This is a genomic window from Streptomyces sp. AMJ-169 (assembly GCF_055597585.1).
The window spans coordinates 300126-316931 of sequence record NZ_JBVLTJ010000008.1; the positions used below are offsets into that span (position 1 = coordinate 300126).

Below are 16806 nucleotides of genomic sequence, written 5' to 3' on the forward strand. Positions count from 1 at the left end.
GCAGGGAGAGAACCCATGGGACAGCTGCTGAGAGTCCAGAACTTCACCGTCTCCAGCGACGGCGTCGCCGCAGGCGAGGAACAGAGCCTGGAGCGGCCCTTCGGACACGTCGACCCCGGCCGCATGTTCGCCTGGGCCTGGCCCACGGCCAGCTGGCCGAACCGGACCGACCCGGGCGGCAGCAGAGGCCTGGACGACCACCTCGTCCGCGACTTCTCGCACAACATCGGCGCCGAGATCATGGGCCGCAACAAGTTCGGCCCCCAGCGCGGCCCCTGGCCGGACGAGGACTGGAAGGGCTGGTGGGGCGAGGAGCCGCCCTTCCACACCCCGGTCTTCGTCCTCACCCACCACCCCCGCCCCTCCTTCACCCTCTCCGACACCACCTTCCACTTCATCGACGCCGACCCCGCGACGGCCCTGGAGGAGGCCAAGAAGGCGGCCGACGGCAAGGACGTCCGCCTCGGCGGCGGCGTCAGCACCATCCGCGCCTTCCTCGACGCCGACCTGGTCGACACCCTCCACATCGCCGTCGCCCCCATCGAGTGGGGCAGCGGCCTGCGGCTGTGGGACTCCCCGGACGACCTCCTGGACCGCTTCCACCGCGACGTCGTACCGAGCCCGAGCGGGGTGGTCCACCACCTGTACTGGCGGAAATAAATCGCGAAGGCCGGCCCGCCCCGCGCGCGTAGGGTCCGGGGGGTGATCGAGATTCCGGCCGGCCTGGTGGCGGCGCAGAAGAGGGCGAACGGGGCGGCGGGGCTCGCGTTCCTCGCGGAACTCCCCGAGCTGGCAGGGGAGTTCTGCCGGAGGTGGGACCTGCGCCTGGACGGGCCGCCGATGCACGGCATGGCCGCGCTGGTCCTGCCCGTCGTACGCCCCGGCGACGGGCTGCGCGCCGTGCTCAAGCTCCAGCTGCTCGACGACGAGAGCCGGGGCGAGCCGGTCGCGCTGCGGGCGTGGGACGGGGACGGGGCCGTACGGCTGCTCGGGCACGACCCGGGGACCGGGACGCTGCTCCTCGAACGGCTCGACCCCGAGCGGATGCTGGCGCACCACCCCGACGCGCGCGCGTCCGTGCGGATCATCGCCGGGCTCCTCGCCCACCTCACCGCCGGGCCCGCCCCGGCCGGCCTGCGCACCCTCGCCGGCATCGCCGGGTCGATGCTGGAGCGCACCCCGGCCGCCCTCGCGAGGATCCCCGACCCGGAGCAGCGCCGGATCGTCGCCGCGTGCGCGTCCGCCGTACGGGAGGTCGCCGGCGAGCCCGGCGACCGGCTGCTGCACTGGGACCTGCACGACGAGAACGTCCTCGCCGCCGACCGCGCCCCCTGGCTCGCGATCGACCCCAAACCCCTTGCGGGCGACCCCGGTTACGAACTCTGGCCGGCCCTCGCCAACCGCTTCGACCCCGCCGACGTGCGCTGGCGGTTCGACGCGATGACCGGCATCCTCGGCCTCGACCGGGAACGCGCGCGGGCCTGGACGCTGGGGCGGCTGCTGGAGAACTCCCTGTGGAACGTCGAGGACGGGGAGCCGCTGGGCGAGGTGGATCTGGAGATCGCGCGGCGGCTGGGGGTGTAGGGCGGGGAAGCGCGGCGCGCCCGGAAGCTGAAACGTACTCAGGTCCCGGTCAACACTTCTGACACGGTGACAGCACCCGAACAGTCCCGATCCTGCTTGGAGTTGCGCTCGGGCGGCTAGAACGTCTCAAAGGCCTCGCACGACACCTTCTCCAGCGAAGGGAACCCTTGTGAGAACCCCCCACTCCGCCACCGCGACGGCGCTCGCGGCGCTGCTGGCCCTCGCCCTCCCCGACATGGCCCAGGCCGCACCGGGGAAAGCGCAACACATGCTGTCTCCCGTGGACTTGAGGACGGACGACAAGGTAGACCCGATCGGCATCGACGCCCCCGCCCCGCTGCTGTCCTGGCGGCTCGACGGCGCCGGCCGAGGGGGCAGGCAGGCCGCCTACGAGATCAGGGCGGCCCGCACGGCCGAAGGACTGCGCGCCGGGAAGGGAGGTGTGTGGCACTCCGGGAAGGTCAAGTCGCCCACGACGGCGGGCGTCTCCTTCCCCGCCCGGCTGCGGGCCCGCGACAGCGTCGTCTGGCAGGTCAGGGTCTGGGACGACCGCGGCGAGGGCTCGGGCTGGAGCGCTCCGGCGAGCTTCGAGATGGGGCTGCTGAACCCCGCGGACTGGTCGGCCCGCTGGATCGAGAACCCCGCCTACGCCTACACCAGCCCCGACGGCAAGGAGATGCCGCTGCCGGTCTTCGGCAAGGCGTTCACGGTGACCGGCCGGGTCGCCAAGGCCCGGCTCTACCTGACCGGCCTCGGCATGTACGCGGCCACCCTCAACGGCAAGCCGTTCACCCCGGCCGTCCTGGAGCCGGGCCAGACGACGTACTCCGCCGAGGTCGACTACCGCGCCTACGACCTCACCGGACGGCTGAACGCGGGCGTCAACACCCTCGGCGTCGAGACCGGCAGCGGCGCCTACCAGCGGGTCAAGACACCGGGCCGCTACTTCTTCGGCGGCAGCCTGGAGACGTACACCGTCTTCGGCGAGCCGAAGGTCATCGCGCAGCTGGAGATCACCTACGCCGACGGCCGCCAGGAGACGGTCACCTCGGACACCTCCTGGCGCACGGCGCTCGGCCCGACGACGTACTCGTCCTGGTGGAGCGGCGAGGAGTACGACGCCCGGCGCGCGGCGAGCGCGCCCACCTCGGCGGGGCGGCTGGAGGGGCCCGGCTGGCAGGACGCGGCGCTCGCGCGGCTCAGCTCCACCACCACCCCGCGCGACACGACGCCGCTGCGGGCCGACCCGCGCCCCCCGGTCACCGTCGCCCGCACCGTCCGCCCGCAGTCCGTCAAGCCCGCGGGCGCCGGCTCGTACATCCTCGACTTCGGCGCCAACTACTCGGGATGGCCGCATCTGAAGGTCTCCGGGGCCGCCGGGACGACCGTCACGATGATCCCGTCCGAGCGGATCAACACCGACGGCAGCCTGAACATCGCCTCGACCGGCGCGACCGCGACGAACCGCATCGCCTACCGCTACACCCTCTCCGGACAGGGCACCGAGACCTGGCACCCGCAGTTCACCTACAGCGGCTTCCGCTATCTGAAGGTCGACGGACTGCCCGCCGCGCCCGCCGCCGACACCGTCACCCTCCAGGTCGTGCACGCCTCCAACGAACGCGCCGGTGACTTCAGTTCCTCCAGCCCGCTGCTCGACGAGATCCACGCCATCACCCTGCGGGCCATGCAGGGCAACATGATGTCGGTCCTCACCGACTGCCCCGACCGGGAGAAGGGCCCCTACACGGGCGACAACCTCCACAACATCGACGCCCTCCTGACGGACTACGACCTGTCCGGCTACGAGACGCAGCTGGTGCGCAACATGGCGACCGCCCAGCGGCAGCCCGGCGACGAGTTCCCCGGGCTGATCGCGAACATCGCCCCCGAGTTCCACCGCGTCGCCCCCGTCAAGCTCCCGCACCCGCAGGGCATCATCGAGTACCTCGACGAGGTCAACTGGGGCGGCGCCGTCGTCCGCATCCCGTGGAAGCTGTACCGCACCTACGGCGACACCCGCACCATGAGCGAGCTCTACGACACCATGGTCCGCTGGCTCGCCTACGAGGACGGCAACAAGGCCGCCAACAACGGCGACATCCCCGGCCTCGGCGACTGGTCCGCGACCGACAACTCCACCCCGATGCAGCTGGCGATCGTCGCCGGGCACTACACGGCCGTCCAGGACATGGCGCAGATCGCCGGGGTGCTGGGCAGGCCGGCCGACCGGGACCTGTACGGGGCCAAGGCGCAGGCGCTGGCCCGCGAGTTCAACGACCGCTTCCGGCACACGGACGCGAACGGGGTGTTCTACGGCAGCGACAGCGAGACCTCCAACGCCATGGCCCTGGACGCCGGTCTCGTCGCCCCGGCCGACCGGCCGCACGTCCTCGCCCGCCTCGTCGCCGCCGTCCGCCGGGCCGGCAACCACATCACCAGCGGCTCGGTCGGCATCGGCCCGCTCTTCCGGGCGCTGCACGCGGGCGGGCGTGACGACGTGATCTACGACATGGTCGTCAACCCCACCTCGCCCGGCTACGGCTACCTCGTCGCCAGCGGGCACACCACCCTCGCCGAGTCGCTGACCGGGAGCGGCTCGCAGAACCACCACTTCTTCGGGCAGGTGGACGCCTGGCTGGTCGCCGGGCCTGCCGGGATCGACCAGGCGGCGGGGTCGGTGGGCTACCGGCAGCTGGAGATCGCCCCCCAGGTGGTCGGCGGGCTGACCCACGCGGCCGGCAGCTACCGCACCCCGCAGGGCATGGTCACCAGCAGCTGGCGCAAGGACAGCCACGGCCAGTTCACCCTCAACATCGCGGTCCCGGTGGGGAGTTCGGCGACCGTGCGGGTGCCCGCGCCGAAGGGCGCGGCGGTGACGGCGTCCGGGACGAGCAGGCCGCGGCCGGCGGGGCGGACGGGGACGGCGGCGGTGTATCAGGTGCCGGCGGGGACGTTCGCGTTCACGGTGGGGTGAGCGTTCACGGGGGAGTGGGCTGAGCGTTCTCGCTGAGGGAAGCGCGCCGGGCAGGCTCTTCGCCGGGCGCGCTTCCCGGCGGGCTCCCCAGCTGACCGGCGTGCTTTCCGGACATGCTTCCCGGCCACCCGGGTGACTGGCCGAAAACGGCTGGATAGCCCCGCCCCCTCCCCGGGGTATGGCCTGACCATGTCACCTGAAGATATTCACATGAGTGAACGTCAGTTCGACATCAGCCGCAGAGGTTTCCTCGCGGCCACCGCGCTGGCCGGGGCCGCCGGCGCGACCCTTCTCCCGGCACCGCCCGCGACCGCCGCCACCGGAGAGAGCGCGAGCCGCGCCCTGACCTTCACCGCCGGCACCAACGCGGGCGTCACCGCCTCGCCCGACGGCACACGGCTGCTGCTGGAGGTGCAGGGCGTCCTGTGGTCGCTGCCCCGCCAGGGCGGCCGGGCCACGGCCCTCACCACTCCCGACCTCGAACCGACCCGCCCCGCCTGGTCCCCGGACGGCACGCGGATCGCCTTCTGCGCCTACCGAGACGGCGGCTTCCACCTGTGGACGATGGCCCCCGACGGCTCGGACCTGAGACAGCTGACCTCGGGCCCCTGGGACGACCGGGGCGTCAGCTGGTCGCCGGACGGCCGCCGGCTCGCCTTCTCCTCCGAACGCGGCAGCGACGACGTGAACGGCGGCTCCTACGACATCTGGACCGTCGAGACCGCCACCGGCCGCCTCACCCGCCTCACCCGCGACAGCGCCGCCGAGGACTACGACCCCGCCTGGCATCCGGACGGCGACCGGATTTTGTTCGTCCGCCAGGAGAACGCCCTCTCCCGCACGATCGCCTCGGTGCCCGCGGCCGGCGGCGCGGTGAGCGTCGTACGGACCGTGGACGCCGGCAAGGTGCTCGCCCCGGCCGTCGCCCCCGACGGGCGGCTCGCCTACGTGTGGCTGGGCGACCCCGTCCTCGCCACCTACTCCGCGCACGCCTCGCTGGTCGTCGACGGTGTCGTCGTGTCGGGGGACGAGGACGTCTCGCCGCAGCCGCCGTCCTGGACCGCCGACGGCGCGGTCGTCTACTTCGCCGACGGGCACGTCACCCGCCGCGCGCGCTCGCTGACGACGGCCGAGCGGGTTCCGTTCCGGGCCCGCACGGAGGTGCCCCGGCCCCAGTACCCGCGCAAGAAGCGGGATTTCGGCTCCACGGCCGAGCGCGCGGTGCGCGGTGTCCACCTCCCGGCGCTCGCGCCCGACGGCCGGTCCGCGGCCTTCTGCGCGCTCGGCGCCCTGTGGCACCTGCCGTTCGGCGGCAAGCCCCGGCAGCTGGTGCGGGCCGAGCCCGCGCACTACGTGCAGATGCCGTCGTGGAGCAAGGACGGCCGCAGCCTCGTCTACGTCCACGACCAAGGCGGGCTCGCCGCCGTCCACCGCGTCGGCCTCGACGGCGGCAAGGACACCGTCCTCGTGGACGGCGGCCGGATCAGCCCCGTGCTGTCGCCCGACGGGACCCGGCTCGCCTGCCTCGACATCACCGGCAACCTGATGATCGTCGACCTCGCCGACGGCGGCGAGACCAAGCTCGCCGCGCCGCTGGGCGCCAACGGGGTGCCGGGCAAGCCGAGTTGGTCACCGGACGGCCGCTATATCGCGCTCTGCGACCGCAACCGGCTCAACCAGCGGTTCCGGGAGGGCTACAACGTCATCCGGGTCCTCGACACCCGCGACGGCTCCTCCCGCAGCTTCCTGCCCCGCCCGCACACCTCCGTCGCCGACCGCTACGACAGCGGACCCGTCTGGTCCCCCGACGGAAAGTCCCTCGCCCTCGTCATCGAGTCGGCGCTGTGGATCCTGCCCGTACAGCCCGACGGCACCCCGGCGGGCGAACCCCGGCGGATCACCGACGAGGCCGCCGACCACCCCACCTGGTCCGGCGACTCCCGCCACCTCCTCTACCTCTCCGGCGGCGCCCTGCGCCTGATCGCCCCGGACGGCACCGGCCGCCGCACCGTCCCCGTCCCCCTGCGCACCGCCCGCAGGCTGCCGCCGCGCACGGACGTCGTCCGCGTCCACGCGGGGAGGCTCTGGGACGGCACGGGCGAGCGGGTCCGCGCGGACGTCGACATCGTCGTCACCGGCAACCGGATCACCGCCGTCGAACCCCACCGCGCGGCCCGCGCGGGGGAGCGGGCCGTCGACGCCTCGCGGCAGACCGTCCTGCCCGGACTGTGGGACGCCCACACCCACCCCTACCAGAACATCTACGGCGGCCGGCAGTCCCGCCTGAACCTCGCCTACGGCGTCACCAGCAACGCCTCCCTCGGCGGGTTCGCCTACGAACAGGCCCGGCTGCGCGAGTCGTCGGACGCCGGCAGCCTGCTCGGGCCCCGGCTGTTCACCACCGGCGAGCTGAACGACGGCAGCCGCGTCGCCTACAGCATGGGCCGCGCCCACACCACCCGCGACGGCGCCCGCCGCACCTTCGACCGCGCCGCCTGGCTGGAGTACGACTTCGTCAAGACCTACGTCCGCGCCCCCGCCTGGCTGATGGCCGAGGCCGCCCGCACCGCGCACCGCCTCGGCGTCCCCGCCGGCAGCCACCTCCTCACCCCCGGCATCCAGTCCGGCCAGGACCTCACCACCCACCTCCTGGCCACCCAGCGCCAGGACTACGGCCGCGTCACCTCACCCACCGGACACGCCTACGCCGACGTCCACGAGATCTACCGCGCCGGGGACTTCGCCCTCGTCATCACCCCGTTCTCCGCGCTGCCCCTGCTCGGCGACGACCCCTCCCTGGCCCGCGACCCGCGCGTCACGTCCCTGATGCCGCCCTGGGACACCGCGACCGTCCAGGCCACCTTGCCCTCGACGCCCGAGCAGCGGCAGGGCCTCGGCATCGAGATGGGCATCTACCGGCAGGTCGTCGACGAGGGCGGCGCGCTCGCCCTCGGCACCGACGCCCCGCTCGTCCCCGTCGGCCTCCACCTCCACCTCGGCCTGCGCGCCCTGCACCGCTACGCGGGCCTCACCCCGGCCCAGGCCCTGCGCACGGCCACCGTCGAACCCGCCCGCCTCTTCGGCGCCGCCGACGACCTCGGGACCGTCGAACCCGGCAAGCTCGCCGACCTCACGGCCGTCGACGGCGACCCGTTCCACGACTTCGACGACCTCGTGCGCACCGCGTGGGTGATGCGCGACGGGGCCGTCCACACCCAGGCCGACCTCGTCACCGGCGCCGACCCCGCCCCGCACGCGCTCAAGGCGGACGGCACCGACTGGCACGCGGTCGGGGAGATCCTGCGGCGCGACGGGTGCTGCGCGCCCTGAGAGCGGCGCCCGCCTGAACCGGGCGCGCCTCAGGACTGACGCCGGCCTGAGCCGGGCGTGCCTCTGGACCGGGGCGGCCGCCCGGCTCAGGCGACGATCGTCTGGTACACGCTGTGCAGCCTGCCGCCCACCTTGATGCCGAGCTCGCCCAGGCTGGAACGGGTGCGCTCGTAGATGGAGAGGGCGTCGGCGCGGCGGTCGGACTGCTTGAGGGCGACCATGAACGTGGCCGCCAGATCCTCGCGCAGGGGATAGCGGTTCACCGCCGGCGCCAGCAGGTCGGCCGCCGCGCCGTGGTCGCCGAGCTTCAGCAGACACTCCGCCTGCCCGGCCACCGCCGCGAGCCGCACCTCTTCGAGCCGCGTCATCTCGGCGACCGCGAACTCGTACCGCGACAGATCGCCGTACGGGGCGTCGTCCCACAAGGCGAACGCCGCCGAGAACGCCTCCGAGGCCTCCGTGACCCGGCCGGTGTGGAGCAGGCCCCGGCCGCGGGCCGTGAGTTTCTCGAAGCGGTCCGCCGTCACCTGCGCGGGATCGATCCGCAATATGTAGCCCGGCGCGAAATACTGAATCGACGGCGACTTCGCCAGGTCGGCGCCCGATAAGATTCTGCGCAATCGCGAAACGTATGCCTGGACGCTTTTCCTGGGCTGGCTCGGCGGTGTGGAAAGCCAGAGGGAATCGATGATGGTATCCACGGTGACCATCTCGTTCCGGTGGATGGCGAGAAGCGCCAGGAGCGCCCGCTGATGCGCGGGGCCTATGTTCAGGTATTCATCGCCGCTGATTACGGAGAAACGGTTGAACGCGTTGATCTCCAGTTTCGCCATGCCCTTGTGCCCCTCTTGCAAAAGATCTGCTGCGTGCCCCCAGTTCTCGCACGTCGCGGTTGAATCGTCAAGTAGGCGGGTGACCGTTGCATCACGCAATCAGGAAACCTTTGCGGAGATTCCGCAGGCAATTTTTTGGTGATTTTTTCATTGGCAATGATTGTGCTGCTATCGGGGTGTTTGGGAGCCGCCGCGGGGCGGGGCGGCATCCGGTTGCGCCCGAACGGAAGGGGGAGGGGACACCGATCGGACGCAACCGGACACCGCCGGGGCGTTACGGGTCAGCCGACCACGGCGAGCACGTCGATCTCGACCAGCATCCCGGGCGGCAGCCCCACGAAGACCGTCGTACGGCACGGGAACGGCTCGCTCAGGAACTTCGCGTACACCTCGTTCATCGGGGCGAAGTCGGCGGCCTGCGTGATGTAGATGCGGGCGGTGACGACGTCGGCGAACGACGCGCCCGCGTTCTTCAGGATGGTCTCCAGGTTCGTCATCACCTGCCGGGTCTGCTCGGCGATGCCGCCCTCCACCATCTTGCCCGTGGCCGGGTCGAGGCCGACCTGCCCCGACACCGAGACGATGTTGCCCCGGCGCACCGCCTGCGAGTACGGGCCCGCCGGAGTGGGCGCGTCGCCGGTCGTGAACACCTGAGTCTTCATGGCACCTCCAAGGTGACGAGTGGGAACGGCTACGACGGTGGCACCGGGCCCTTGCGATCCCCTGGGCCCCGGCCTGACGCCCGCGCGGTCAGCCGTACGCAAGCGGGCGCTGGCACAGTCGACGCCCGTCAGCGGCGCCCACCCCGAAATGAGGTGCTCAGAACATGCGAACGGACGTCACACCGGCGGACGCCGGACCGGACCCGAGCGACGCGGCCCCGGCCGGAGTGAGCGAACAGGACCTGCGCACCGCCGCCGCCCGGCTGGCCGGCCGGGTGCTGCACACCCCCCTGCTGCCCTGCGAGGAACTCTCCCGCGAACTCGGCTGCCAGTTGCTGCTCAAGGCCGAGAACCTCCAGCACACCGGCAGCTTCAAGGTGCGCGGCGCGACCAACGCGCTGCTCGCCCGGCGCGAGCGCGGCGAACGCCCGCCCGAGGCCGTCACGTTCTCCGCCGGCAACCACGGCGCCGCCCTCGCCTACGCCGCCCGCCGGCTCGGCGTCCCCGCCACCGTCTTCGTGCCCCCCGGCGCGATCGCCGCCAAGGTCGAGGCGATCCGCGGCTACGGCGCCACCGTCATCGAGAGCGCCGACTTCGTGGCCGCCGCACGGGAGTTCGCCGAGCGCGGCGGCTCGCTGCTGCTGCACCCCTTCGACGACCTCGACGTCATCCGCGGCGCCGGCACCGTCGGCCTGGAGACGCTCGACGCCGTGCCCTGGGTCGACGTCCTGCTCGCCCCCATCGGCGGGGGCGGACTGCTCAGCGGGCTCGGCGCCGCCTGCGCCGCGCTCTCCCCGGGCACCCGCGTCGTCGGCGTCGAACCCCTCGCCGCCCGCACCCTCGCGCACGCCGTCGAGTCCGGCGGCCCCGTCCCGCTGCCCGCCCGCCCCGCCTCCCTCGCCGACGGCCTCAACGCGCCGTTCGCCGGCGTCCACACCTACGACCAGGTGCTGCGCCACACCCATCAGCTGGTCGAGGTCACCGAGGAGGACATCCGGCAGGCCTGGCTCGACCTCGTGCGCACCACCCGCCTGCTCGTCGAACCCTCCGCCGCCGTCGGCCTCGCCGCCCTGCGCACCGGCGAGGTGCCGGTACCGGCCGGCGGCGTCGTCGTGCTGATCCTGTCGGGCGGCAACACCGACCTCGCGGCGCTGGCGGCGGCGCACCTGGAGACGTGAGCGCCGCACACACCACGAGGCCGCTCCCCGCGGAGAAAAGCGGGGAGCGGCCTCGGAGCGTGAGCGCGGAACGTCAGTCGGGCACCGGCGCCGGGCACGGGACGCACGCCCCGAACTCCCCGCGCAGGAACAGCAGCGGCTCGCCCGGGTGCTGGACCTGGAGGCGGCGGACGCGGCCGGTGACGAACCAGTGGTCGCCCGCCTCGGTCTCGCCGGCCACGTCGCAGTCGATCCAGGCGAGCGCGTCGTGCAGCAGCGGCGCCCCGGAGGGCGCGAGGCCGTGCGGGATCCGCCAGCGGCCCGGGTCACGCGAGACGAACGCCTCGCAGACCGCCTGCTGCCCGGCGCCCAGGACGTTGGCGCAGAAGCGGCCCGCCGCCCGGATGCGCGGCCAGCTCGTCGACGACTTCGCCGGCAGGAACCCCACCAGCGGCGGGTCGAGGGAGACGGAGGTGAACGTGCCGACGACCATGCCGGCCGGCGGGTCGCCGGGGCCGGTGACGAGCACCACCCCGGTGGGGTAGTGCCCGAGCACCGACCGCAGCCGGGTCGCGTCGAGGGCCGCGATCATCGCGCGCCGAGGGGTTCGAGCGGCCCGGCGAACGCGACTCCCGGATAGGACAGCGCGAGGGTGGCGACGTCCTCGGCGATCTCCCCGGGCGCCTCGCCCCGCAGCAGCAGCCGGGCCAGCAGATCGGCGACCACCGCCATGTCGCTCTCCTTCATGCCCCACCGGGTCAGTTCCTGTGTGCCCAGGCGCAGTCCGGGCGTGCCGGTCGTCGGCAGCGGCACCGTCGTCGAGCGGACGTTCGCCGCCGTCAGCGTCCGCCCCCACGCGTGCGGCTCCGCGCCCTCCGGGAAGTGCACCCACACCTGGTGGGTGTCGGAGTACCCGAACGACTCCCCGGCCACGTCGAAGCCCCGCCGCGCCAACTGGGCGCCCAGCGCACGGGCGTTGGCGATGGTCTGGCGGGCGTAGGCGGCCCGGTGCGGCAGCAGCTCCTCCAGCGTGACGGCGAGGGAGCCCACGCTCGCCGAGTGCGAACTCGACGCCGTGTACGGGATGCGGGCGCCGATCAGCTCCGCCAGCCGGTCGCTGTTGGTGACCAGCAGCCCCTTCTGCGGCCCAGGCAGCGTCTTGTGGGTGCTGCCCGAGATGCTGTCGAAACCGCCGTCCAGGACGAGGGTCTGCGGCGCCACCGGCAGCAGGCCCAGCAGGTGCGAGGCGTCCAGGCAGATCAGCGCGTCCGGCGCGGCGGCCCGCAGCCTGCGCGCGTCGGGGAAGCGCAGCGTCGTCGACGCGTCCAGGTAGATGAGGTCGACGTGCCGCTCGGCCGCCTTCGCCGCCAGCTTGCCGTAGTCGATCTCCAGCGTGCTGCGGTCGAACGGCAGGAAGTCGACCTCGTGGCCGTACCCCCGGCAGATGACCTGGGTGGCGTAGTGCCCGCCGTCCTCGGGTGCCAGCATCAGCACCCGGTCGCCCGCCTTCGCGAGGGCCGTGATCACCGTGTGCATGGTGTGCAGCCCGGACAGGAAGTTCACGAAGCCGTGCCGGGCCCCGTAGAACCGCTTCGTCAGGTCGACGCAGTACGTGAACACGTCGTTGAGGCCCGAGACGTCGCCGTAGACGGCCACGTCCGTCTCCGAGTACGGGTAGCGGTTGTTCGCGTCGGAGGCGAGCGCCTCCAGGGCCCTGGGGGAGAGGCGGTTCTCTATCGGGAAGAGGTTCAGGCTCGGCTGCCTGCGCAAGGTGGCGAGGACGTCCATGGTCGGTTCCTTCGGGGGTGCGAAGCGGTCGGGTGAGGTCAGGAACGGGAGTCGGGCAGCCACGGGTAGCGGGCGGTGTCCTGGCCGGCGTAGTCCGGGTCCAGGTAGATGAAGCAGCGCTGGATCAGCCCGTCGCGGATCTCGAAGACCCCGCAGAACCGGCCGGCCGCCCAGTCCGGCACCCCGACCCGCCAGGGCCCGTCGCGGTGCTCGCCGTGCGTGGTGCCCTCCGCGACGATCACGTCCGAGCCGTCCTGGACCCAGTTGAACGACTCGAAGTGATGACTGATCGACTTCACCGTCGGCCCCAGGTCCCCGAAGAGCCGCGAGATCTCCGCCTTGCCCTTCGCCAGGCCCCACTTGGGGAAGAAGAAGTGCGCGTCCTCGGCGAAGAAGTCGAGGACACCGCGGCCGTCGGCGCCGACGCCGCCGTTGTCGAACGCCTTGAGATACCCGATGACGACGGCCTTGCGCCGCTCGTTCGCCGTCGCGTCCTGGTCCATGGGCATGGCTCTCCTTGAGAAGGTCGGGAAACGGGACAGGGAGGGGTCCTACAGCCAGTTGGGCGCGATCTCCGTCGCCCACAGCTCCAGGCTGCGCATCTGCACGTCGTGCGGGATCAGCCCGGAGTACTGGCACTGGAGCAGGTACTCGGGGGAGTGGTGCTCCACCAGCCGCTCGATCTTGCGGTTGATGTCGTCGGGCGTGCCCACCCACTCCAGGCCCCGCTCCAGCAGCGTGTCGTAGTCCGAACCGATCGGACCCGTCTCGCCGGTGCGGCGCAGCGCCTCGGTGAAACCCATCGGGCCGAACCAGTTGTCGAAGATGAAACCGCCGCCGCGCCGCGCCCAGTAGTGCGCCTGCTCCGCGTCCCGCGACACCAGCACGTCCTTCATCACCCCGACGCTCTCCCCCCGGGCGAGCGTCCCGCGCCCCGACAGCTCCGCCTCCTCGGTGTAGATGTCGAGCAACTGGCCGACCTTCTGCGGATCGGTGTGCATCAGGATCGGTACGACGCCCTCGCGGGCGCAGAAGCGGAAGGTGTCCTCACTGAAGCTGAACGGCTGGAACACCGGCGGATGCGGACGCTGGTACGGCTTCGGCGCGATCCCCACCTCGGTGATCCGGCCGGCCTCGTCCTGCCCCTTGCCGTAGCGGCGCACCGCGTCGTAGGGGAACTCCAGGTCCTTCGGCGGGATCGTCCACTGCTCGCCCTCATGGGTGAACGTCTCGGTCGTCCACGCCTTCTTGATGATCTCCCAGTGCTCCTCGAACAGCCGCCGGTTGCGCCGGTCGCTCTCGCTGCGGTCGGAGAGGGTGCCGCCCACGCCGTACACCTGGCCCATGACCTCCGCCCAGCGGCGCTGGAAGCCGCGGGCGATGCCGACGAAGGTCCGCCCGCGCATCATGTGGTCCAGCATCGACAGGTCCTCGGCCAGCCGGATCGGATTGTGCAGCGGGAGCACGTTCGCCATCTGGCCGACGCGGATGTTCCGGGTCCGCAGCCCCATGTACAGGCCCAGCAGAATCGGGTTGTTGGAGACCTCGAAACCCTCGATGTGGAAATGGTGTTCGGTGAAGGAGACCCCCCAGTAGCCCATTTCGTCGGCCGCGCGCACCTGGTGGGTCAGCTGCCAGAGCATGTTCTGGTAATTCGCGGGATTGGTTCCCGCCATTCCCTGGGTGATCTGCCGGTGGCTGCCCGTGCTCGGCAGATAGAACAGAATCGACTTCACTCGGCACTCCTCCTTGTTTCCCGGAGGGGACCCGCCTGTCCCGGCGGGTCCCGGCCATTGGCCAGAACCGAAGGTCTCAGGCGCGGTTTGCAAACAGCTGGATTCACCGCATGCGTGTCACCCGGCGCTCCTCGTCCAACTGCGGGCAATCCCCGCTCGTGAGACTGGCGCGGGCGACGGCGGGGCCGACCGCCGCCGCGTCCCGTCCCCCAGTTTCCGGAGGTACGTTTCCGATGACCGCTTCCCCCGAGCTCTCCCGCACCCGGCGCACGGCAGGTGAGCTGGCCCGCCTGGACCGCGAGCGCATCCTGCACCCCCTGCTGCCCGAGGGCCGCGAGGACCGCACCGTCCTGGTCGGCGGCGAGGGCTGCCACGTCCGGGACGCCGAAGGCCGCAGCTACCTGGACGCCTCCGCGGTCCTCGGCCTGATGCAGGTCGGCCACGGCAGGCCCGAACTGGCCGCCGCCGCCGCCGACCAGATGGGCCGGCTGGAGTTCTTCCACACCTGGGGCACCCTCACCAACGACCGCGCGATCGAACTCGCCACCCGCCTCACCGACCTTGCCCCCGAAGGCCTCGACCGGGTCTTCTTCACCAGCGGCGGCGCCGAGGGCAACGAGATCGCGCTGCGCCTGGCCCGCTTCTACCACCACCGCAAGGGCGCCGCCGACCGCACCTGGGTCCTGTCGCGCCACACCTCCTACCACGGCATCGGCTACGGCAGCGGCAGCCTCTCCGGCATGCCCGTCTACCACGAGGGCTTCGGCCCCGTCGTCCCCGACATCCACTTCCTGACCGCCCCCCACCCCTACCAGCGCGAGTGGTACGACGGCGAGGACCCCACCGACTTCTGCGTGCGCGAACTGGAGGCGGCCATCGAACGGATCGGCCCCGACCGGATCGCCGCCATGATCGGCGAACCCGTCATGGGCGGCTACGGCGCCGTCGTCCCGCCCGCCGACTACTGGCCCCGCGTCCGCGAGGTCCTCGACCGGCACGGCATCCTGCTCATCTTCGACGAGGTCGTCACCGCCTTCGGCCGCACCGGCGCCTGGTACGCCGCCGAACACTTCGGCGTCGTCCCCGACATCCTCGTCACCGCCAAGGGCATCACCTCCGGCTACGTCCCGCACGGCGCCGTCCTCGTCAGCGAGGAGGTCGCCCAGGTGGTCGGATCCGGCGGCGGGTTCCCCATCGGCTACACCTACACCGGCCACCCCACCGCCTGCGCCGTCGCCCTCGCCAACCTCGACCTCATCGAGAAGGAAGGCCTCCTCGCCAACGCCACCGACACCGGCGCCTATCTCGCGGCCGGGCTGCGCCGGGAACTGCTCGGACTGCCGGCCGTGGGCGACGTACGGCAGATCGGGCTGATGCTCGCCGTGCAGCTCGTCTCCGACCAGGAGACCCGCGCCGACCTGCCCGGCGGCACCCTGCGGGTCACCGACGCGCTGCGCGAGCAGGCCGGGATCATCGTCCGCGCCAACCCGCACGCCCTCGTCGTCACCCCGCCCCTCGTCCTCGACCGGCCGCTCGCCGACAAGCTCGTCGACGGCTTCCGCTTCGTCCTCGAACGGCTCGGCACGGACGGGTTCGTGCGCTGAGCGCGGCTGTGGCCGCGCCGCCCCCTGGGAGAAGGGGCGGCGCGGCCACCGGCGTGTTTGGGGGTCAGTGCCCCGTCATCGCCAGCATGTGCGGCTGGTAGCGCTCGCCGTGCACCGGGACCGCCGAGATGTCCTCCAGCGCCGCGAGGTCGGCCGCGGTCAGCGCCAGCCGGGTCGCCGCCAGGTTGTCCGACAGGTGCGAGGCGTGCGTGGTGCCCGGGATCGGCACCACGTCCGCGCCCTGATGGTGCAGCCACGCCAGCGCGAGGCGCGCCGGGGACACCCCGAGCCTCCCGGCCAGCGCCGAAAGCCGCCGCACGAGAACCAGGTTGCGGGGCAGGTTCTCCGGCTGGAACCGGGGCAGCCCCTGCCGGAAGTCACCGTCCGCCAGCTGCTCGTGGGAGCGGATCGCCCCCGTCAGGAAACCGCGCCCCAGCGGCGCGTACGCCACCACGCCCACCCCCAGCCGCCGGCAGGCGCCCAGTACCTCCCGCTCGATGTCCCGCGACCACAGGCTCCACTCGCTCTGCACGGCCGTCACCGGGAACTCCGCGTCCGCACGCCGCAGGCTCCGCGCGGACGGCTCCGACATGCCGTAGGCGCGGACCTTGCCCTCCTTCACCAGCTCCGCGACCGCCCCGGCCGTCTCCTCCACCGGCACCTCGCGGTCGGTCCAGTGCTGGTAGTACAGGTCGATCCGGTCCGTCCGCAGCCGGCGCAGGCTGGCCTCGCACGCCTCGCGGACGTACTCGGGGCGCCCGCACAGCCCGAGGAACGAGCCGTCGGGGCCGCGCCGCATACCGAACTTCGTCGCGATCAGCACCTCGTCGCGCCGCCCGGCGAGCACCTCACCGAGCAACTCCTCGCCCGCGCCCTGCCCTTGGACGTCGGCGGTGTCGAACAGGGTCACGCCCGCGTCCAGCGCGGCACGCAGCACCGCTTCGGCCTTCGCGCGTTTGGGGGCGCCGTAGAAGGCCGTGGTCGGCAGACAGCCGAAGCCCTGCGCCGTCACGTCCAGGTGACGCAAGGTACGGGTGGGGGGAGGCGTGGGCGGTGATTGCACCTGGTTCTCCTTGCTCTCTTCGTGCTCCTGGGTCCACGGGGGTCCGGCCAGTGATGACAGCGCCCCCGGTTG

General features: G+C 72.4%; 13 protein-coding genes. 6 read left to right on the plus strand and 7 right to left on the minus strand.

Annotated elements, in window-relative coordinates; all coding sequences use genetic code 11:
* Positions 1 to 15 precede the first annotated feature (15 nt).
* From ACYUD3_RS21845 to ACYUD3_RS21860, 4 genes are all read left to right on the plus strand, one after another.
* The gene (locus ACYUD3_RS21845) at positions 16 to 660 is read left to right on the plus strand and encodes a dihydrofolate reductase family protein (protein WP_470972362.1); all 645 of its coding nucleotides are present in this window, start codon (positions 16 to 18) and stop codon (positions 658 to 660) included.
* A gap of 42 nt (positions 661 to 702) precedes the next feature.
* The gene (locus tag ACYUD3_RS21850) at positions 703 to 1584 is read left to right on the plus strand and encodes an aminoglycoside phosphotransferase family protein (protein WP_470972364.1); all 882 of its coding nucleotides are present in this window, start codon (positions 703 to 705) and stop codon (positions 1582 to 1584) included.
* Between the two features lie 169 nt (positions 1585 to 1753).
* The gene (locus tag ACYUD3_RS21855) at positions 1754 to 4561 is read left to right on the plus strand and encodes a family 78 glycoside hydrolase catalytic domain (protein WP_470972366.1); all 2808 of its coding nucleotides are present in this window, start codon (positions 1754 to 1756) and stop codon (positions 4559 to 4561) included.
* Between the two features lie 210 nt (positions 4562 to 4771).
* Positions 4772 to 7891, plus strand: a complete 3120-nt coding sequence (locus ACYUD3_RS21860; RefSeq protein WP_470972368.1) for an amidohydrolase family protein — start codon at positions 4772 to 4774, stop codon at positions 7889 to 7891.
* Between the two features lie 86 nt (positions 7892 to 7977).
* Here the strand turns inward: ACYUD3_RS21860 and ACYUD3_RS21865 are convergent, their stop codons facing one another.
* A complete protein-coding gene (locus ACYUD3_RS21865; protein WP_470972370.1) occupies positions 7978 to 8724 on the minus strand; it encodes an AfsR/SARP family transcriptional regulator in 747 nt (248 codons plus the stop codon).
* Between the two features lie 281 nt (positions 8725 to 9005).
* Positions 9006 to 9386: a RidA family protein gene (locus tag ACYUD3_RS21870; RefSeq protein ID WP_470972372.1), complete on the minus strand. Its 381-nt coding sequence runs from the start codon at positions 9384 to 9386 to the stop codon at positions 9006 to 9008.
* A 164-nt stretch (positions 9387 to 9550) separates the two neighbouring features.
* On the opposite strand from ACYUD3_RS21870, the gene ACYUD3_RS21875 reads away from it, so the two are divergent.
* A complete protein-coding gene (locus ACYUD3_RS21875) occupies positions 9551 to 10564 on the plus strand; it encodes a pyridoxal-phosphate dependent enzyme (protein ID WP_470972374.1) in 1014 nt (337 codons plus the stop codon).
* A gap of 73 nt (positions 10565 to 10637) precedes the next feature.
* On the opposite strand, the gene ACYUD3_RS21880 is transcribed toward ACYUD3_RS21875, so the two are convergent.
* Genes ACYUD3_RS21880 through ACYUD3_RS21895 form a run of 4 tightly spaced genes read right to left on the minus strand, consistent with a single transcriptional unit; the run spans position 10638 to position 14067 of the window.
* A complete protein-coding gene (locus tag ACYUD3_RS21880) occupies positions 10638 to 11135 on the minus strand; it encodes a flavin reductase family protein (RefSeq protein WP_470972376.1) in 498 nt (165 codons plus the stop codon).
* Positions 11132 to 12331 carry a PLP-dependent aminotransferase family protein gene (locus tag ACYUD3_RS21885; RefSeq protein WP_470972378.1) on the minus strand — a complete coding sequence of 400 codons (1200 nt, stop codon included), beginning with the start codon at positions 12329 to 12331 and terminating at the stop codon, positions 11132 to 11134. The genes ACYUD3_RS21880 and ACYUD3_RS21885 overlap by 4 nt, the downstream gene beginning before the upstream one ends.
* Positions 12332 to 12369: 38 nt before the next feature.
* Positions 12370 to 12840, minus strand: a complete 471-nt coding sequence (locus ACYUD3_RS21890; RefSeq protein WP_470972380.1) for a nuclear transport factor 2 family protein — start codon at positions 12838 to 12840, stop codon at positions 12370 to 12372.
* Between the two features lie 42 nt (positions 12841 to 12882).
* Entirely contained in the window at positions 12883 to 14067 is a 1185-nt protein-coding gene (locus ACYUD3_RS21895; RefSeq protein ID WP_470972381.1) for an LLM class flavin-dependent oxidoreductase, read from the minus strand.
* 233 nt (positions 14068 to 14300) lie between these two features.
* Between ACYUD3_RS21895 and ACYUD3_RS21900 the strand changes: the two genes are divergently transcribed.
* The gene (locus tag ACYUD3_RS21900; RefSeq protein ID WP_470972383.1) at positions 14301 to 15671 is read left to right on the plus strand and encodes an aminotransferase family protein; all 1371 of its coding nucleotides are present in this window, start codon (positions 14301 to 14303) and stop codon (positions 15669 to 15671) included.
* A 64-nt stretch (positions 15672 to 15735) separates the two neighbouring features.
* Here the strand turns inward: ACYUD3_RS21900 and ACYUD3_RS21905 are convergent, their stop codons facing one another.
* Positions 15736 to 16734, minus strand: coding sequence for an aldo/keto reductase (locus ACYUD3_RS21905; RefSeq protein WP_470972385.1), 999 nt, complete (start codon positions 16732 to 16734; stop codon positions 15736 to 15738).
* Between the last annotated feature and the right edge of the window lie 72 nt (positions 16735 to 16806).